Genomic DNA, 18321 nt, shown 5'->3' with positions numbered 1-18321 from the left:
GCGGAACCCCTTGGCCGCGTGCACCTTTCACTTCTCCCTCCGGAGAATGGCTGCGACCACGCCCATCCCGCCGACCAGGGTGACCAGCAGGGGGGCCAGCAGGGGAGGGCCCATCTCCACGTTGTAGCGCCAGTTGCGCCATCCGCCCGGCTTGTCGGCCACGCCTCGCGCATGGAGGTAGGTGCCTTGGAGTCCGTTGGCGACGATCGCGGCCGAGGCGATGGGCAGCGCGGTCTTGGCGGCGCGCTGGCTCACCACTCCTGCAACGCCTGCGGCGGCGCCTATCGGTCCCAGGACGACTGGTGTCCACATCCACGGGTTCCCGAAGCTCGCCTTGTCGTGCTCGAAGTAGATCTCCGCGGCGGTGATCAGGGCTCCGGCGGCGGTCAAGGCAGACAGGCTCCGCTCGAACCGTCCGTGGGCGACGTTTCGCACCAAGCGATCGATCCCATGGGAGGCGCTGGGTGGGTGGTGGTCATGACGTGTGGACACAAAGGGCTCCTGACAGGTCGGTGCCGTGGTGCAACGATTGCGCGGGTGCAACTATAGCGAGGATGACACGCCAAGAATGAATCCACAAGCGCAACGATTGAGTGGCTGCAACGGCTGGCATACTCGTGTCATGAGTGGTGATTCGGTGGCAAGTGTCAATGACCCAGACCGGCAGGCCGATGCGGTCATGCGTGCGGCGCGGGTGCTCGTAGGGGTGATCGCCCGGTCGGTGGCTGAGGTGGAGGACATCGTCTCGTTGCCACAGCTGCGCGTCCTGGTCCTCGTCGCCAGTCGCGGGACACTGAACCTCGGGCAGGTCGCCGATGCCCTAGGTGTCCACCCGTCCAACGCGACCCGGACGGTGGAACGGTTGGTGGTCGCAGGGCTTCTCGAGCGCACGGAGGACCCCGCAGACCGTCGATACCTGGCGCTGGAGCTCTCGAAGGGTGGCCATGACGTGGTCGAGCGCGTGATGGCCTACCGTCGCGAGTCGATCCTGGCGGTGATGGAGAACATGAGCCCCACCAGCCGTCGGGCTCTGGCCCGGACGCTGGAATCGTTCGCGGAGGCAGCTGGGGAGCCGTCCGAGGGTGAGGATGCCTATGTTCTGGGGCTCCCCACCTGACGTAGGTGGCGGTGGTCAGGTGGGGCCGTGCGGGGGAAGCTCCAACCCGGTGTCCTGCATGGCGGGACCGTTCACCACATAGATGTTGCCGTTGACCAGGTCGATCGCGGCGGCCTCCAACCAGGGCTCTGGCGGCACGCCGAGCCCTCGGGCCTCCAGAGCGCTCACCAGTGCTGCCCGGGTCTGCGCCAGGTTGAGGCCGGGGGACTTGGCGAGCACCTCTCTCAGGGCATCCTGACGCTCGTGCCGGTGCCGCCTTCGTAGCGCGGCGCCACCCGTCAGTCCCCGGTCCGCTATCGGGAGCACTCCCTTCGGGTGCGGGGGTGCGGGGAGGTCGAGCAACGGCTGCGGCGTCCGCGTCGCGGGCCGTCGACGGGGGGCGAGGGCGTTCGAGTTGTCCTCGGTGGGACTCGAGGGTCCGGCGAAGAGGGTGGCGACGGCGGCGTCTGCCATGGCCGTGCGGGTCCGGTCCGGGGCCCACGCGGCCAGCAGCAGCATGCTCGCGGCGTGCAGCAGGTCAACGGCGCGGCCCACTCGGCGCACGGCGGCTCTGCCGTCGCGCGCGACCAGAAGGGCTTGGGCGATGTGCCGGCCGCCGAGGATGCGCGCCGTGACGCGCGCCCGACGGTCCAACCCGCCTCCGGTCAGCACCCTCGCCACGCGCTCGGGACGAGTCAGGAGCAGGAATCCGTACCCGAGGCGCACCGCGTCGCGGACCTTCATCGAGGAGACCGGGTCCGTGCTTCGTCGAGCACCGTGGTCCTCACCGTCGCCTGGCCCAGATACCGGCGACCAGGCCGCCGACCAGCGCGGCTCCCGCGCCGACGACTCCGTGGTGTTGGGAGGCCCAGACCTGAGGGCTGCGGGAGGTCGAGCGTGCGTCGAACCTGCCATGTGCTCCGAAGTCGTGGTCCTGGTCGGCCGGATCCCACAGGTTGACCGGTGCGTCCGACGGTTGCGGCTCCTGGGTCTGCTGTGACGACATTCCGGTGCGGGCCAGGTAGCGGTCGAGGATCCCTGGGGCGACGGCGTTGGCGATGAGGGTGCCCACCGTGCTGCCCCCCACCCAGTACTCGCGCCGCTGGGGATGATCTGCAGCATGGACGACCGCCCGTGCGGCCACCTCTGGTTGGTAGATGGGCGGCACCGGTTGCGGTCTGCGGGGCAACCGCGAGAGCACCCAGGAGAACTGCGGTGTGTTCACGGCCGGCATCTGCACCATGGTGACCTTGACCGGGCTCTTGTCGTGCAGGAGCTCGCACCTCAGCGATTCGTGGAAGCCCTGGATCGCGTGCTTGGACCCGCAGTACGCGGTCTGCAGCGGGATCCCGCGGTAGGCCAACGCCGAACCGACATGGACGATGGTTCCCCTACCGCGGCCCTTCATCAGGGGGAGCACCGCCATCGACGCGTAGACGTAGCCGAGGTAGCTCACCTCGGTCACCCTCGCGAACTCCGCAGGGGTGATGTGGTCGAAGCGGCTGAAGACCGACGTGAATGCCACGTTGACCCAGACGTCGATCGCGCCAAGCTCGGCTTCGATCTGGTCGACCGCCTCCTGTACCTGCGCAGGGTCGGCCATGTCCGTGGGGACGACCAGTGCCACGCCACCGGCGGCCCGCACCTGCTCGGCGGCAGCCTTCAGGCCCTGCTCGCCGCGGGCCACGAGCGCGACTGCGGCCCCTTGCCGGGCGAACTCGATCGCGGTGGCCCGACCGATGCCTCCGGATGCTCCCGTGACTGCGACGACGCGACTTCGCGCTGCAGGCTTTCGGGTCTGTTGACTGTTCATCTGTCGTTCCGTCATGAGCTTCATCTCTCCTCGTGGGCGGTTCGGATGGCAGGGCTTGCCGCCGGATGATCAGGTCATGGGTGCGGTGCTCGGGCCGGCGAGTCGCGTGGCCGACTCGATGAGCAGAGCGTGGACGAAAGCCTGGGGGTAGTTGCCCCGTAGCTGGCGCTGCTCGACGTCGTACTCCTCGCTGAACAGTCCAGGAGCACCGCAGGCGGCCCGATTGCGCTCGAACCAGCGCATGGCCTCGGTGTGCCGTCCTTGTTGATGGACCGCCATGGCGAGGTGGAATCCGGACAGCAGGAAGGCGCCCTCCGCTTCACCCAGGGGTCGTTCGTCCTGGCGAAAGCGGTACACGTAGCCCCGGGAGCCGAGCTGTCTGGCCACGGCGTCGACGGTGGCCACGGTCCGTGGATCTGACGTCGGCAAGGCACCGCGAATCCCGGGTAGCAGGAGACTGGCGTCGGTTCGCCCATCGTCGGGTGAGCGCTGCCAGTGTCCTGAGGGGTGGAGGCAGTCCCGCGCCGCGTCGGCGACGATGGAGTCGGCGAGCGAGCTCCAGGCTGACCCCTGACGCGCTGGCGCGTGCCGGCCGAGGGCTCGCAGCCCGGCGGCACACATCAGTCGTGAGTGGGTCCAGCGGCGACCCTCGAGCTCCCAGATGCCGGAGTCTGGCTGCTGCCACCGGTCGCGGATGGCCGCAACGGCGACCTCCGCGGCGCGCCAATGTTCGACGTCCAGGCGGTCGCGCCCGGCGCCTGCTGCGAGCAGGAGCAGGACCTCTCCGAGGTTGTCCAGCTGGAACTGACCGTTGATCCAGTTGCCGACGGTGCTGCTGCCACCGGGATACCCGGGCAGGTCGAGCCGGCGCTCCTCGGGGACCGGTTCACCGGTCACCGTGTACGCCGGCGCGAGCTGGTCACCGTCGGCCAACACCCTGTCGCTGACGAACCGCACGGCGGAGTCGAGCAAGGTCAGGTCACCGCTCGCGGCCATCGCCTGTCCGGCGTAGCACTGGTCGCGGATCCACGCGTATCGGTAGTCGTAGTTACGTCCCTGCGCAGCCCGCTCAGGAAGGCCGAAGGTCGCGGCAGCCACCATGGCCCCACTACTGCTGGTCAGCCCACGCAATGTCGCCGCAGACTGTCGGGCGTCGTCCGCCGCGATGGTCGTGTCCATCGCGGGTACGGCGGACGACCATGCGTGTTCGGTGCTGTCCCATGCGACATCCGGGGACGGCGCCGGTCCATCCCATGGCCTCGTCGAGATCTCCAGGACCAGGTCGTGGTGGTCGCCTTCGGCCACGACAAGGTCGAGCTCGAGACCGCCCCCGTGGGAGGAGCGGGCTTGGGTACCGCCGGACCACCGGACGTAGAGGGAACCCAGACGGCCGGTCCACACCCCGTCGCGCTCGGCCAGGCGAGTCATGCCGAAGCGACCGAACTCCGTACGCGGACAGAGCGTCACGCGGACGGCCGCCGGCCCCGACATGGCCTGCACCCGACGCAGTAGTACCACAGTCTCGGGGGTGGCGGGAAAGGCCAGCGCTTCACGACACTCGATGATGCCGCCGCTCGTCACCCACCGGCTGCGCCAGATCAGGGAGCCGTCCTCGTAGCGTCCGCCCCAAACATGGCGGTCGTCCTTCGGCGTCACGGCATACGCGCTTGGTGCGCCCAGCAGCGAGGCGAACACGGCGTCGTCGTGCCAGCGGGGGGCGCACATCCAGGCAATGTCTCCGCGAGGGCCGACAAGTGCGCCGCGTTCACCGTCGGCCAGAAGTGCATACTCGCGCAACACATGCGGCGGGAGGGGGGAAGGGGCCTTGCTGGTCATACCTTCGTTCTATCACGCAATGATTGCGTATGCGCAATTGAATGACCTCAGGCTCAATTGAGTTGGTCCGACACGTCCCGCTCGGACGAACGGACGCCGCGCCCTTGGTAAGGCGGGAGTTCTCCTGATAGCGACGCCGCCTCCCCACGCTGCTGGAGGAGACGACGCCTCCATGAGTCCGCATACCCACGAGGACCCGTTCCACTCTCATGCACGCCGCATCGTGACCGTCACCGGGTTCATCGCCCTGATCGCCCTGATCGTCTGCAGGACCTTCTCACTCCGGGAGAGCGACCATGACTGCGCCAGCGCCCGGTACAAAGACGTCGAGTGTCTGGCCAGATCCGGTCCAGGAGATCGGCTGGCGGCTCGCTTTGCGGCTGACCACCGGTTGTATCGGTGTGAGTTGAGGGAGGGCGCGCATGGTGGGAATGTCGCCCGCGCTACGAGCAGACCTGGCAGGGAGGCAGTCAGTCTGCGCGATCCACGCAGCGCACCTCGGTCGGCGAGTCACATTGCAGCCTCGGTGAGGAGCTCCTCCACGTGGCCGCACGGCACTGTGGCTATGAGGTGTCGAGTTGTGCGCACGGTGACAGCAACGACACGGACGGTGGGTCGTCGGGACAGCAGATGATCCGATCCGGGCCACTGGCACCTCCAGGACCGGTCAGGTACCGGTGGGCGGACGTCCGGTTCGCGGCCGCTCGTGTGCGCAAGCCCAGTTACCGAGTCAGGGGTCCCGGTTGGTCGGCTGACCCGGCTTCCGGGCCATGGTCGCCACGCCTTGCGGTGCCCTCGGAGGTGAGCAGGGCACGCAGCGACTGGACCTCTTCCTGACAGGCGGCACAGCCCTGCAGGTGCCTGTCCATGGCGAGGTCGTGATGGCCGGGGTCACGCAGCAGCGCCTCGACGTGGGTGTCCATGCGTTCGAAGCATTCGTCGCAGGACAGCCACGGGGTGGTGTCCAGCACCAGCTCTCCGATGGCAGCTGGGGTCAGGCTCCCGGATTCGGAGGGTGGTGTTGGGTTCATGGCGTACCTGCCGGGTTGCTGAGGATCGGTTGGTCCTTCGGAGCGACGGTTGCCGTGGCATCGAGAAGGTAGCCGCGGCTGGCGAGCTCGGTGCGCAGGCGCACCCGGACGTCGTGGACCGTCTTGTACAGGGCCCCCCGGCTGGTTCCGAGCCGGTCGGCCAGGACGTCGATAGGGATGTCGTCGACCAACAGGGCGAGCGCGACGCGTCGCTGGTGCGGCGTGAGAGCGGTGCGCATGGCACGGGCGACGGCCCGTGCCAGGTCGCTGGCTTCGGCCTGGTGTTCCGGACTGTCGTGACCGACGGTGGGCGGGTCGCTCAGTTCCAGGTCGTGCAACTCGACCTCACGGTGCTGCCACTGCACGCGGCGTACGTCGGTGGCGGCCTGGAGGATGGCGAACTTGTACGCCCACGTGGTGAACCGGCTGCGGCCCTCGAACGTGTGCACCTTGGCCAACAAGGCCGTCATCGCCTCGTCCGCGGCCTGGTTGGCGATGACCTCGACGGCGCCTGGTGAGGAGTTGGGCAGGACGGCCCGCATGCGCCACACCTGATGCGCTGCAGCGCGCACCATCAACTGGTGCAGCAGGTGCAAGGCCTGCACCTGCCCGGGACCGGGCGTGCTGAGCGCCTCCACCCAGTCGGCAGGCTCGCCCCGCTCAGTCATCGGCGTCGCCGAGATCCTGTCGGAGCCAGGACTCGGGCGGTCGGGCCGGTGCTCGTCACGCCTGACGGCGGTCACCACGAGGTTCTCGTGTCGTCGGCCGGGGACAGGATGCGTGCGGCCAGATCGGGGGCACAACCCGCATCGACGAGCTGCAGCAGCGCATGCAGGTCGACATGTTGGGCCGCCAGGGCGTCGGCCAGTGGCAGGGGGAAGCCGGCTTCGCGCAGTCGGCATGCCCGCCAGGCGACGACGTCGACCGGTGGGCCGGGCAATGCGCACGCCCCGGGGGTGCGAGTCCGATGGGTGGTCATACCGTGTTTGCTGCCCGCGGCGCCGAACCTCTTACCCGAACCGGCTGGGCGGGTAAGACCTTGAGGACCGGTCACCACTAACACGGTGTCAGCCTCCCACGCGCTCGCTCGTGCCAGCCAGACCCGCAGCCTCGGGAGGACACCGCCAGTCCTTGGAGGACCCACCATGGCCACCACTCTCACCCCACGCGAGACCCACGTCCCCCACCCCGCGCCGAGGGACGCTTCGTACCAGGCGTACTTGGTGCTTCGTACCGCGTTCGTGGTCGCACCCGTCGTGTTCGGGCTCGACAAGTTCCCGAACCTGCTCGTCCACTGGGACAAGTACCTCGCCCCTGTCATCGCCCGGCCGCTGCCCGTCACACCCCATCAGGCCATGTATGCCGTCGGGGTCGTTGAAGTGTTGGCCGGCTTGCTCGTCGCCTTCCACCCACGTCTGGGCGGGATCGTCGTGGCCGGCTGGCTCGGGGGAATCATCCTCAACCTGCTGTTGATTCCCGGCTACTACGACGTCGCCCTTCGGGACTTCGGTCTGCTGCTGGCCGCTGTCGCCCTGCAGCGACTGGCGACCAGGTACGACTCTCGAGCCATCTTCTGGCCGCTTCGCAGGGCGTAGGACATGAGCGCCCCTGGTAACGCGGTCCGTGGTGGCGCAGGTAGGACGGCGTTCGTCCTGACCGGCGGCGGCAGCCTGGGAGCCGTCCAGGTCGGGATGATGACGGCCCTGCACGAGCACGGCATCGATCCCGATGTGCTGGTCGGCACATCGGTCGGTGCGGTGAACGCCGCATACCTGGCCGGGCCTGGCACCACCGGGCAGCGGCTGACCTCATTGGCGGCCTTGTGGACTGGGATGCGCCGTCAGGACGTGTTCGTCGCAGAACCGCGGCGCTGGGTCCGCGCGGCCGTGGGCGGTGCGCCGTCGATGTTCTCGTCTCGACCGTTGCGTCTACTCCTCACCACCCACCTCGGCTACGAAGCGTTCGAGGGGGCACGCCTCGGCCTTGCCGTGACGGCCACCGACATCGTCACCGGCGCAGCACTGTTGCTGGACAGCGGCCCCGTCGTGGACGCGGTCGCTGCCAGCGCGGCCGTGCCGGGGATGCTGCCCCCGGTGCGTCGCGGTGGGCGGACCCTGGTCGACGGTGCGATCGGGCACGCGGGTGCGCTGGCGTATGCCGACGCGCACGGGGTTGCTGACATCTACCTCCTACCGGCCGGCTACCCGTGCGCGGCACCGCCCCCGGCCACCGCACTGGGGGTGGGTCTGACCGCCCTGAACCTGCTCCTGCACCGGCAGCTCGTCCAAGAGGTGCGCGCCTATGCCGGCCCTGCCCGGCTGCACATCGCCCCGCCCCTTTGCCCGCTGGCCACCTCATCGGCCGACTTCACCCACGCGAACACGCTCATTCGCCGCGCGTTGACCAGCACCCGCCACTGGTTGGACCAGCCCGCCCACGCGACGACGATCGCGACCCAGAACGCTGGCGCCGCAAGCGTTCTCGCCATCCACGGCCCGCACCACCACGCAGCCCCACCCATCACCCGTGCCGTCTCAGCACCCATGAAAGGAACGCTCGCGTGAGCACCTCAGCCATTGACCTCAACGACGAGGACCCGAACCCCCACGCGAACGGCGCCCACTCCGGACGACGACAGCCGCGAGGGCGGTGGGGCGGTACAGGAGCCGTCCCACGGCCCGACCTTCTGGCGGCGACCTCGGCGGCGCACGACCTGCTGCGCGCTCTCGGTGTGGACCTGGACAGCGAATCGATGACCAAGACCCCGGCGCGCATGGCGTCGGCTCTGGCCGAGCTCTTGACGCCACGGCCGTTCCAGCTGACGACGTTCCCCAACGACGGCGGGTACGACGAGCTGATCGTGGCCCGCAGCATCGCCGTTTGGTCCGTGTGCGAGCACCACATGCTGCCGTTCATCGGCGTCGCGCACATCGGCTACCTGCCCGGCGAACGGATCCTGGGGCTGTCCAAGCTGGCCCGCGTTATGGAGCACTTCTCCCGCAGACCCCAGGTGCAGGAACGCCTGACCACCCAGGTCTCCACATGGTTGCGCGACCAGCTGGGGGCCGCCGGTGTCGGCGTGGTCATCGAAGCAGAGCACCTGTGCATGACTCTGCGCGGCGTCCAGGCACCGGGGACCACGACGGTCACCTCGAGCCTGCTCGGCGTCCTGCGTGAGGACGCGCGCACGCGAACGGAGTTCCTGGCACTCACCCGGATTGAGCGTTGACGAGCCGGCTGCGCTGCGTCGGTGGCGGCCGAATAGATCGAGCGCTCACAAGACTGGTCTGGAGACTGCCTCGGTCAGGCGATGAAGGCGCCACCAGGCGTCCCCCTTCCTGAGTGCCAGATTGGCACGCGCCGCGGCATCCACAGCGCTGAATGCCGCAGCCCACCGCCATCATCCCCTGCTCCCTGCGTCACCCTCTGGTCGCCGCACGGCCTGGACGCGACACTGAGCCAGGGAGACAGAGCCGCTGGTCGAGATCGAGACTCCTCACGGCCTGATGCCGTCCTGTGCGGCGATCCCCCCGACGGCGCCGCCGTGGCCAGGCGTCGTCATCATCCACGACTTCACCGGCATGAGCCAGGACCTGCGGCACCACGCGGACTGGCTGGCCGGAGAAGGCTTTCTGGCGATCGCACCTGACCTGTACTACTGGGGCAGCCGGCTGCGCTGCCTTCGCACGATCATGCGTGAGCTCGGTCCTCGCCGTGGGCGCACCTTCGACGACATCGAGGCGGCACGGCAATGGCTACGTGACCAGGTCGGCTGCACAGGTGTCGTGGGCGTGGTCGGCTTCTGCATGGGCGGCGGGTACGCCATCGCACTGTCCGAAGGCCACGGGTTCGACGCCTCGGCGGTGACCTACGGGGTTGCCCTTCGGACGCCGCAGGCTGGCTGCCGCGCGCGTGCCCGGTCGTCGGAAGCTTCGGCAGCGCTGACAGGTCCCCGTTGGGCGCCAAGGCCGGTGAACGGCTGGAGAACCTGCTGACCGAGTTCGACGTGCAGCACGATGTGAAGATCTACCCCCGCGCCCGGCACGGGTTCATGAACAATCACGCAACCGCAGACCAGACGCTGTTCTTGCGCTTCCTGGCCCGGAGCTCGGGCACCCGGTACGACCAGGAGGCCACTGTGGATGCTCGTCGGCGTATCGCGGCGTTCTTCAGGGAGCACCTCCGCCCGAATGCGCCCTCGTCAACCTGACCGCGCGCACGGCAACTCAGAGGGTCTTCGCTTCCTGCGCCTCCGTGGCAGCGTTGGGCACGGCGTGGAACTGGATAGCGAGCGCGCGCTTGATCTCCAGGTGGCGCACCAAGAAGGCGCGCTCGTCCAGCCGCTTGCGCCGCAGCCAGCCCGTGACCTCGTCGTTGCACTTGCTCGAGTTGCAGGAACCACAGGCCGGAGCGACGTTGTCGAGCGTGTACCGCCCGCCACGTGAGATGGGCAGAACGCAGTCCCGCTGAAGAGGTTTGTTGGTGGCTCCGCAGTAGGCGCAGCCACCACCCCAAGCCGCCTGCAGGGCAACCCATTCGGCATCGCTGAGGTCATGGGCGACGCTGTCCATCCGGCGTTTGCGTCGGCGGGCGATCCTCGCCCTGCGACTTCGATTGACCGCCATTGGCACAGCGTAGGCACCGGAGCTCTTGAAAAGATCCATGTGACGCGCCGACGGACCGTGTCGGCGTGCACCACGTTTACCTGAGCACCGTCGCGGCATTCGGGCGGTAAGTCGCTGCAGTTCGAGGCATCGCTTTGGCGGACGGATCGGGTCATGAGCGGACGTTCAGGCCGAGAAGGGCAGGCTACTCGCCGATCATGAGGTCCTTGGGGTGCGCCTCGTGCCACGCCTGCATGGAGGCGTCCCATTCATCGCCACTGAGGGTCACCAGCGCTGCGGGGAAGAGTCCGTCCTCCTCCTTGGCGATGTGTTCGTGCAGCTCGAAGACCGCAGTGCGCACACGTGCCTGATCGGAGGGCTTGGTGAGATCACATGCGTCGAGCAGTGTCTCCAGCTCGCGGTGCTCCTTCACCAGTGGCCCGATGTGCTCGGCGAAGAGCTCGTCACGACGCATCACGGCGAACAGGCCGTTCTCCTCTCCCTGCCAGTGGGAACGCAGCTCGGCGGCCATGGCGCGCAGCAGTGCGGTGGCTTCGGTCAGCTCACCGCGGTCGAGCGCGCGCACTGCGTCGCCTCCCAGGTTGGTCGCGCGTTCGTGTTCGGCGATGTAGTCCCGGATCAGCGGTATGTCGCGGCATCCGCAGTAGTGGCACATCGTCTAGGGCCTCGTCCCCGGTCGCGCGATCATGACGCCTTCAGTCGGTACCGATGTCACGTCTTCTTGGCCACGGTCAGCAGGATGACCGAGTCCTCGACTGCGTGCAGGGCGTGTCGGGAGTCGGGGATGAACAGGAGGTCGCCCGGCGATCCGTTCCAGCTGTCGTCGCCGGCGATGAGGGTGACCCGTCCCTGGAGCACCTGCAGGGTGGCTTCGCCTGGGTTTTCGTGGTCATCCAGTCTGCTCCCGGCCGCGAGTGCGATGAGGGTCTGACGCAGGACGTGCTCGTTGCCCCCGTAGACCGTGTGGGCGCTGCGACCGCTGGAGGCGGTCGATGCCATCTGCAGCTGGTGTCGGGCCAGTGCCGTCAGTGACTGCTTCTGCACGTTTGCTCCTGAGCTAGGGGTGGGTGGGGACGTCGACGTGTCCCGCACGTGGGTGATCAGCTGACGCGATCCCAGCCTCGCCGGTCCCGGTGGCTGCCGAGCTGGTCGTCGTCGCGGCTGCGGTAGACGATGTAGGGCCGGGTGAGGTAGCCGACTGGCGCGCTGAACACGTGCACGAGCCGGGTGAAGGGCCACAGTGCGAAGAGCCCGAAGGCGACGAGCGCGTGCAGCTGGAAGCCCAGTGGTGCCCTTGCCATCAGGGACGCGTCAGGCTGGAAGGCCAGGAACGAGCGGTACCAGACCGACACGCCCTCGCGGTAGTTGTACTCGCCACCGATGGTCAGGATCGACCCGGCAATGGTGTTCCACATGCCCAGGACGATGACGACGGCCAGGAACGCGTACATCACCTTGTCCATCACGGTGGTCGCGGAGAACACCGGCCCCACGGTGCGGCGGCGATAGATGAGGATGACCATGCCCACCAGGGCCGCCAGCCCGGCGACGAGGCCTCCCGCCACGGCCACCACGTGGTAGCCGTGTTCACTGATCCCTACCGCCTCGGTCCAGGACTCCGGCACGAGGAGACCGATGATGTGGCCACCGACGACCCCGAGCATGCCGAAGTGGAACAGCGGGCTCCCGATCCGCAGCAGTCGGTTCTCGTAGAGCTGGGACGACCGGGTGGTCCAGCCGAACTTGTCGTAGCGGTAGCGCCACAGGTGTCCGACGACGAAGGTCGTCAGGCAGACGTATGGAAAGATGACGAAGAAGAACACGCTCATGTCCGGGCTCCGGGGAACGAGGGCATGGGCAGCTGGATGGACCCGGCGACCTCGCCGCTGGAGGCGCCGGGGCTGAACTGCGGGCTGGCGAACGGGGCGAGCCCGACCTCCTCCTCGGGTGGGCCCTCTGCGGCCAGCCGTCGAACTGCGTCCCGCTCGTCGCCACGCAGCTTGGGCAGGGTGGTAGTGACCGCGTCGATGAGGTCGGCCCACGGAGAACCCATGTCGCGCAACGAGAGCCGCAACAGCTCCAGGCCGGCGCGGTGGTCGAGGAGCAGGTCCCGACCGCGGGCCCGGTCGACCGTGGCCGCGAACTCGAGCACGACGCAGAGGTGGTCAGGCAGCTCCGCGTCATCGAGCTCGAAACCTGCCTGCAGGTAGGTCTGCTTGAAGCGCAGCAGCGCCATCCCACGCTTGCGGGTGTCACCGTGCGCGAAGTACGTGAGGAACAGGTTGCAGCGACGACGCGTGTCGAACGTCTCCACGTAGTCGGCCTGGAGCTCAGGCAGGGGTGTCTGCTCGACGTGGTCGAGGAAGGTCGTGAGGGAGTCGCGGATGACCGGGGACACGTCGCGCGATGCCGATCGGACGAGCGCGACCCGGTCCGGGAGCCGGTCGTCGGGGTAGTCGAGCAGGAGGGAGACCGACTGCCACACGATGGTCAGCTGGTCGGGGGGCAGCGTGGGAGCAGGTCTGCGGTCGCTCATGAGTCGGACCCGGTCGGCGGGAACATGCCGGGGGGTGAGCCCTTGCCGTCCCAGTTGAGCAGGTTGACGCGTCCCGCCTTGTTGACCGGTCCCGCAAGGGAGTCGGAGGTCTGCCGGGCCTGGAGCATCTGGAAGTTCTCGACCGCCACCGGAGTGGGCGTTCCGGACCCCTCGCCGAAGACGTCCTGCTGCCCGCCGCCGTAGTCCGAGACGGAGCACTCCGTCGACAGCTCCTCCAGGGAGTGCGCCAGCTCGGCATGCGCCGGTGGGATGACGTACCGCTCGTCGTACTTGGCGATCGCGAGGAGTCGGTACATGTCGTACATCTGCTCCTCGGTCATCTCCACCGCGGCGGGGATGGACGCGTCCGGGTCGCGCCCGATGTTGATGTCGCGCATGTAGCAGCGCATGGCTGCGAGCTTCTTGAGCACCGCGTCGACGGGCCCGACGTCACCGGCGGTGAACAGCTCCGCGAGGTACTCGACCGGGATCCGGAGGGCGTCGATGGCAGCGAAGAGGTTGCCCGTGTCCTCGGCGTCCTCGCCGGTCTCGGCAACGACGTCCACCACCGGGGACAGCGGCGGGATGTACCAGACCATCGGCATGGTGCGGTACTCCGGGTGCAGGGGCAGGGCGACGCGAAAGGTGTTGATGAGCGCGTAGATGGGGGAGCGCTGGGCGGCGTCGACCCAGTCCCGGGCGATGCCCGCCCGCTCTGCCTCGCGCATCACCTCGGGGTCGAAGGGGTCCAGGAACACGTCTCGCTGGGCCTCGACGAGACCTTCGTCATCGGTGGTCGAGGCGGCCGCGAGGACCTTGTCCGCGTCGTAGAGCATCAGCCCGATGTATCGCAGTCGCCCCACGCAGGTCTCCGCGCAGACGGTCGGCAGCCCGACCTCGATGCGCGGGAAGCAGAACGTGCACTTCTCGGCCTTGCCGGTGCGGTGGTTGAAGTAGATCTTCTTGTAGGGGCAACCAGAGACGCACTTGCGCCATCCACGACACTTCTCCTGGTCGACCAGGACGATGCCGTCCTCCTCGCGTTTGTAGATCGCGCCGCTGGGGCAGGACGCGGCACACGACGGGTTGAGGCAGTGCTCGCAGATCCGGGGCAGGTAGAACATGAAGGTCTGCTCGAACTCGAACTTCACCTTGTCGGCGATCTTCTTGAGCATCGGGTCACGGTGGGCCGTGGCCATCGACCCTCCGAGGTCGTCGTCCCAGTTGGCCGACCACTCGATCTTCATGTTCTTGCCGCTGATGAGGGACTTGGGTCGTGCGACCGGGGTCTGCTCCTGCGCCGGGGCGTCGGTCAGGGTCGAGTAGTCGTAGGTCCACGGCTCGTAGTACTCACCGATCGAGGGCAGGACGGGGTTGGAGAAGATCGTCATGAGGTTCTTCAGGCGCCCGCCCGCCTTGAGCTTCATCCGTCCGCGCTTGTCGAGCTCCCAGCCGCCCTTCCACTTCTCCTGGTCCTCGTAGGTGCGTGGATAGCCCAGACCCGGCCGGGTCTCGACGTTGTTGAACCAGATGTACTCCGTGCCAGACCGGTTGGTCCACGCCTGCTTGCAGGTCACCGAGCAGGTGTGGCAACCGATGCACTTGTCGAGGTTCATCACCATCGCCATCTGGGCCATGACCTTCATCAGTACGTCACGTCCTGGCTGCGCTTGCGGATGATGGTGACCTCGTCGCGCTGGTTGCCGGTCGGGCCGAGGTAGTTGAACGCGAAGGTGAGCTGCGCATAGCCGCCGATCAGGTGGGAGGGCTTGACGAGCAACCGGGTCAGCGAGTTGTGGATGCCTCCGCGCTTGCCCGAGGTCTCTGCCAGCGGCACGTCGATCAGCCGGTCCTGGGCGTGGTACATGTACACGGTTCCTTCCGGCATGCGGTGGGACACGATCGCCCTGGCCACGACGACGCCGTTGCGGTTGACCGCCTCGATCCAGTCGTTGTCCTTGATGCCGACCTTGACCGCGTCTCGGTCGCTCATCCAGATGTTCTGGCCTCCGCGTGACAGCGAGAGCATGAACAGGTTGTCCTGGTACTCGGAGTGGATCGACCACTTGTTGTGGGGTGTCAGGTAGCGCAGGGTCAGCCCCTCGACCTGGCCGTCGGACCCGTCCGACACCGTCCCCAACGTGGGCTCGGAAAACAGGGCTGCCATGTTCAGGGGTGGCCGGTAGACCGGGAGGCCTTCACCGAGTTCGGTCATCCAGTCGTGGTCGAGGTAGAAGTGCATCCGTCCCGTGAGGGTGTGCCATGGCTTCTTGCGTTCCACGTTGATGGTGAAGGGGGAGTATCGCCGTCCTCCGGTCTCGGAGCCGGACCACTCGGGAGACGTGATCACGGGGACCGGTGGCCCTTGCGTGTCCGCGAACGTGATCTGTTTTCCCTCGTGCTCGGCAGCGAGGTCTGCGAGCTGGACACCGGTGCGCTTCTCGAGGGTCCTGAAACCCTGGGTGGCCAGGTGTCCGTTCGTGGTCCCGGACAGGGCGAGGATCGCCTCGCAGACGTTGACATCCTTCTTCAGGGAGGGCCGGCCGTCGGCCACACCGCCGCGGACGGCTCCGTTCTTGGCCCGGAGGTAGTCGACCTGCTTGCTGAGCTCGAAGGTGACGCCCTTGGTGGTCGCGCCGAGGGTGTCCACCAGGGGACCGAGGGCATTCATCTTCTCGAACACGGCGCCGTAGTCGCGTTCGACCTCGACCAGCCTGGGCATCGTGACGCCCGGGATCGGTTCGCAGTCGCCCTTCTTCCAGTCGCGGACGACGCCGTGCGGGTTGGCCATGGCGTCCGGGGTGTCGTGCGTCAGCGGCACCGCGACGACGTCCTTACGGACCCCCAGGTGTGTGCCTGCGAGCTCGCTGAACTTCTCGGCGATCGTCTGCCAGGCGTCCCAGTCGGTGCGGGTCTGCCAAGGAGGTGCGATGGCCGGGTTGAACGAGTGCACGAAGGGATGCATGTCGGTCGTGTTGAGGTCGTGCTTCTCGTACCAGGTCGCGGCAGGGAGGACGACGTCGGAGAAGATCGTGGTGCTGGTCTGGCGGAAGTCGATCGTCATCAGCAGGTCGAGCTTGCCCTCGGGTGCCGTGTCGCGCCACGTCACGTCGACAGGGCGTTGGTCCACGGGTGTCTCGGTGGCGCGTACGGAGGAGTCGGTGCCCAGCAGGTGCTTGAGGAAGTACTCGTTTCCCTTGCCAGAGGAGCCCAGCAGGTTGGCGCGCCAGATGGACAGGATGCGGGGGTAGTTGCCGGGTGCGTCGGGATCCTCGCCGGCGAACTCTAGGTCGCCGGACTTGAGCTGGTCGACGACGTACTCGCCGACCGGCTTTCCGGCGGCGGCGGCGTCGTCGCTCAGGTCCAGGGGGTTGCGGTCGAACGTGGGGTAGGAGGGCATCCAGCCCATGCGGGCGCTCTGCGCAATGACGTCGGCGGTGGACTTGCCAGCGAGCTGCCCCTTGCCGGTGGTGGCCGAGAGGGTGTCGGCGCCGAACTGGTCGTAGCGGAACTGGTTGGTGTGCAGGTACCAGTACGCGGTCTGGATCATGTTGCGGGGAGGGCGGTTCCAGTCCAACGCGTTGGCGATCTGGGTGTATCCGGTGATCGGGCGGACCTTCTCCTGGCCGACGTAGTGCGCCCAGCCGCCGCCGTTGACGCCCTGGCAGCCCGTGAGGTTGGTCAGGGTGAGGAAGGCGCGGTAGATCGTGTCGGAGTGGAACCAGTGGTTGGTGCCCGCACCCATGACGATCATCGAGCGGCCCTTGGACTCCTCGGCGTTCTGGGCGAACTCGCGCCCGATCCGTGCGGCCGTGGCTGCCGGAACGCCGGTGATCTTCTCCTGCCACGCAGGGGTGTATGGCGCGGACGCGTCGCCATACCCCCTGTCGTCCCCGGTCGGCCACGCTCCGGGCAGCGGCTGGCCCTGGAAGGTGCGGCCCACCCCGTACTGGGCGAGGAGCAGGTCGAAGACGGTGGTGACCAGGTGGCCGTCCACACGACGCACGGGGACGCCGCGCGGGAGGTCGGCGGCAGCGCCGTCGGCGGTGTCGAACCGCGGCATACGGACCACGACCGACTCGGTGGCGGAGTCGAGGAGCGACAGATGGGGGTCGACGTCCCCGAGGTCGAGGTTCCAGGACCCGATGCCGCTCTCGCCGTAGCGGTGGCCCAGGGAGCCGTTGGGTATGACGGCCTGGTCGGTGACCGAGTCGAGGAGGACGGTCCTGAAGGCTGCGTTCTCCTCCGCGGCGTGGGCCGGGAGGTCGTCTGCCGTGAGGAACTTGCCAGCGGTGTACTCCCCGTTGGCCGATTCCTCGAGACGCACGAGGTGGGACAGGTCGGTGTAGGTCTTGACGTACTGGGTGAAGTACGGCGTCTGCCGGTCGACGAAGAACTCCTTGAGGACGACGTGGCCCATCGCCATCGCCAGGGCACCGTCGGTGCCGGGCTTGGCGGCAAGCCACTCGTCGGCGAACTTCACGTTGTCGGCGTAGTCGGGGGCCACCGCGATCACCTTCTGGCCGCGGTAGCGGGCCTCGGTCATCCAGTGCGCGTCCGGCGTCCGGGTCACTGGGAGGTTGGAACCCCACATGATGAGGTAGCCGGCGTTCCACCAGTCACCGGACTCGGGGACGTCGGTCTGGTCCCCGAAGACCTGGGGTGAGGCGACGGGCAGGTCGGCGTACCAGTCGTAGAAGCTCAGCATCGAGCCGCCGAGGAGGTTGACGAACCGTGCGCCTGACGCGTGGGAGACCATCGACATGGCAGGGATGGGGGAGAACCCGGCGACGCGGTCGGGCCCGTACTTCTTGATCGTGTGGACGTGCGCGGCGGCGATGATCTCGGTCGCTTCGTCCCAGGTGGCCCGGACGAGTCCGCCCTTGCCGCGGGCGGACTTGTAGGCCTTGGCGCGCAAAGGGTTCTCGACGATGTGCTCCCAAGCCTTGACCGGGTCGCCGTCGTGCTGGGCCTTGGCCTCGCGGAACATCTGGAGCAGCACGCCGCGGACGTAGGGGTAGCGCACACGGGTTGGTGAGTAGGTGTACCAGGAGAACGCCGCCCCTCGAGGGCAGCCGCGCGGTTCGTACTCGGGGGAGTCCGGACCGACGGAGGGGTAGTCGGTCTGCTGGGTCTCCCAGGTGATGATCCCGTCCTTGACGTACACCTTCCACGAGCAGGAGCCCGTGCAGTTCACGCCGTGGGTGGACCGCACCACCTTGTCGTGGCTCCACCGGTCCCGGTAGAAGTCGTCGGCCTGGCGACCACCGACCTGCGAGATGGTCCGCAGGTCGGCGGAGACGGTCCCGCGGGTGAAGAACCTCCTGCTGCGGACGAGGGCCCCCAACAGGGGGCCGTCCATACCGATGTCGGGCGTGGAGTTC

Annotated in this window: 20 protein-coding genes; 6 read left to right on the top strand and 14 right to left on the bottom strand. The window is 67.9% G+C overall.

Annotated elements, in window-relative coordinates; all coding sequences use genetic code 11:
• Nucleotides 1-27: 27 nt before the first annotated feature.
• Nucleotides 28-390, bottom strand: a complete 363-nt coding sequence (locus ASD62_RS02820; protein ID WP_235529174.1) for a hypothetical protein — start codon at nucleotides 388-390, stop codon at nucleotides 28-30.
• A gap of 178 nt (nucleotides 391-568) precedes the next feature.
• Here ASD62_RS02820 and ASD62_RS02815 point away from each other — a divergent pair, with 178 nt between their 5' ends.
• On the top strand, nucleotides 569-1117 hold the full coding sequence (locus ASD62_RS02815) for a MarR family winged helix-turn-helix transcriptional regulator (protein ID WP_235530607.1): 549 nt from the start codon (nucleotides 569-571) through the stop codon (nucleotides 1115-1117).
• A 15-nt stretch (nucleotides 1118-1132) separates the two neighbouring features.
• Here ASD62_RS02815 and ASD62_RS02810 read toward each other — a convergent pair whose 3' ends face one another.
• The 6 genes from ASD62_RS02810 to ASD62_RS19575 form a co-directional block, all read right to left on the bottom strand.
• On the bottom strand, nucleotides 1133-1840 hold the full coding sequence (locus ASD62_RS02810) for a hypothetical protein (RefSeq protein WP_056914665.1): 708 nt from the start codon (nucleotides 1838-1840) through the stop codon (nucleotides 1133-1135).
• Nucleotides 1841-1880: 40 nt separating this feature from the next.
• The gene (locus ASD62_RS02805) at nucleotides 1881-2933 is read right to left on the bottom strand and encodes an SDR family oxidoreductase (protein WP_082553142.1); all 1053 of its coding nucleotides are present in this window, start codon (nucleotides 2931-2933) and stop codon (nucleotides 1881-1883) included.
• Nucleotides 2934-2978: 45 nt separating this feature from the next.
• A complete protein-coding gene (locus tag ASD62_RS02800; protein WP_056914664.1) occupies nucleotides 2979-4745 on the bottom strand; it encodes a glycoside hydrolase family 15 protein in 1767 nt (588 codons plus the stop codon).
• Nucleotides 4746-5467: 722 nt separating this feature from the next.
• Nucleotides 5468-5716 (bottom strand): hypothetical protein, encoded by a 249-nt coding sequence (locus ASD62_RS02795; RefSeq protein WP_200947779.1) that lies wholly within the window; start codon nucleotides 5714-5716, stop codon nucleotides 5468-5470.
• Nucleotides 5717-5772: 56 nt separating this feature from the next.
• Nucleotides 5773-6522 carry an RNA polymerase sigma factor gene (locus ASD62_RS02790; RefSeq protein WP_235529173.1) on the bottom strand — a complete coding sequence of 250 codons (750 nt, stop codon included), beginning with the start codon at nucleotides 6520-6522 and terminating at the stop codon, nucleotides 5773-5775.
• Nucleotides 6516-6755, bottom strand: coding sequence for a hypothetical protein (locus ASD62_RS19575; protein ID WP_082553141.1), 240 nt, complete (start codon nucleotides 6753-6755; stop codon nucleotides 6516-6518). Before ASD62_RS19575 ends, ASD62_RS02790 begins: the two co-directional genes overlap by 7 nt.
• Nucleotides 6756-6921: 166 nt before the next feature.
• Between ASD62_RS19575 and ASD62_RS02785 the strand changes: the two genes are divergently transcribed.
• The 5 genes from ASD62_RS02785 to ASD62_RS20885 all read left to right on the top strand — a co-directional run bounded on the left by ASD62_RS02785 (nucleotide 6922) and on the right by ASD62_RS20885 (nucleotide 9986).
• Nucleotides 6922-7371: a hypothetical protein gene (locus ASD62_RS02785; protein ID WP_056914663.1), complete on the top strand. Its 450-nt coding sequence runs from the start codon at nucleotides 6922-6924 to the stop codon at nucleotides 7369-7371.
• 3 nt (nucleotides 7372-7374) lie between these two features.
• Nucleotides 7375-8340 (top strand): patatin-like phospholipase family protein, encoded by a 966-nt coding sequence (locus tag ASD62_RS02780; RefSeq protein ID WP_082580534.1) that lies wholly within the window; start codon nucleotides 7375-7377, stop codon nucleotides 8338-8340.
• A 122-nt stretch (nucleotides 8341-8462) separates the two neighbouring features.
• Entirely contained in the window at nucleotides 8463-9005 is a 543-nt protein-coding gene (gene folE, locus ASD62_RS02775) for a GTP cyclohydrolase I FolE (RefSeq protein WP_056917116.1), read from the top strand.
• A gap of 352 nt (nucleotides 9006-9357) precedes the next feature.
• On the top strand, nucleotides 9358-9771 hold the full coding sequence (locus ASD62_RS02770; RefSeq protein WP_255353298.1) for a dienelactone hydrolase family protein: 414 nt from the start codon (nucleotides 9358-9360) through the stop codon (nucleotides 9769-9771).
• Entirely contained in the window at nucleotides 9732-9986 is a 255-nt protein-coding gene (locus ASD62_RS20885; protein WP_255353297.1) for a dienelactone hydrolase family protein, read from the top strand. The genes ASD62_RS02770 and ASD62_RS20885 overlap by 40 nt, the downstream gene beginning before the upstream one ends.
• 16 nt (nucleotides 9987-10002) lie before the next feature.
• On the opposite strand, the gene ASD62_RS02765 is transcribed toward ASD62_RS20885, so the two are convergent.
• The 7 genes from ASD62_RS02765 to ASD62_RS02735 form a co-directional block, all read right to left on the bottom strand.
• Nucleotides 10003-10440, bottom strand: a complete 438-nt coding sequence (locus ASD62_RS02765) for an HNH endonuclease (RefSeq protein WP_235529171.1) — start codon at nucleotides 10438-10440, stop codon at nucleotides 10003-10005.
• 145 nt (nucleotides 10441-10585) lie between these two features.
• The gene (locus ASD62_RS02760) at nucleotides 10586-11056 is read right to left on the bottom strand and encodes a hemerythrin domain-containing protein (RefSeq protein WP_056914660.1); all 471 of its coding nucleotides are present in this window, start codon (nucleotides 11054-11056) and stop codon (nucleotides 10586-10588) included.
• 56 nt (nucleotides 11057-11112) lie between these two features.
• A complete protein-coding gene (locus ASD62_RS02755) occupies nucleotides 11113-11445 on the bottom strand; it encodes a cupin domain-containing protein (protein ID WP_056914659.1) in 333 nt (110 codons plus the stop codon).
• A 56-nt stretch (nucleotides 11446-11501) separates the two neighbouring features.
• Nucleotides 11502-12230 (bottom strand): respiratory nitrate reductase subunit gamma, encoded by a 729-nt coding sequence (narI, locus tag ASD62_RS02750; protein ID WP_056914658.1) that lies wholly within the window; start codon nucleotides 12228-12230, stop codon nucleotides 11502-11504.
• Nucleotides 12227-12937 (bottom strand): nitrate reductase molybdenum cofactor assembly chaperone, encoded by a 711-nt coding sequence (narJ, locus tag ASD62_RS02745; protein ID WP_056914657.1) that lies wholly within the window; start codon nucleotides 12935-12937, stop codon nucleotides 12227-12229. Before narJ ends, narI begins: the two co-directional genes overlap by 4 nt.
• Nucleotides 12934-14583: a nitrate reductase subunit beta gene (narH, locus tag ASD62_RS02740; protein WP_056914656.1), complete on the bottom strand. Its 1650-nt coding sequence runs from the start codon at nucleotides 14581-14583 to the stop codon at nucleotides 12934-12936. Before narH ends, narJ begins: the two co-directional genes overlap by 4 nt.
• Entirely contained in the window at nucleotides 14583-18299 is a 3717-nt protein-coding gene (locus ASD62_RS02735; RefSeq protein ID WP_056914655.1) for a nitrate reductase subunit alpha, read from the bottom strand. The genes narH and ASD62_RS02735 overlap by 1 nt, the downstream gene beginning before the upstream one ends.
• Nucleotides 18300-18321: the final 22 nt, after the last annotated feature.

This window comes from Phycicoccus sp. Root563, from assembly GCF_001427915.1.
GTDB lineage: Bacteria > Actinomycetota > Actinomycetes > Actinomycetales > Dermatophilaceae > Pedococcus.
Note: the sequence above shows the minus strand (reverse complement) of the source record. Positions and strands in the feature narration are given on the sequence as shown.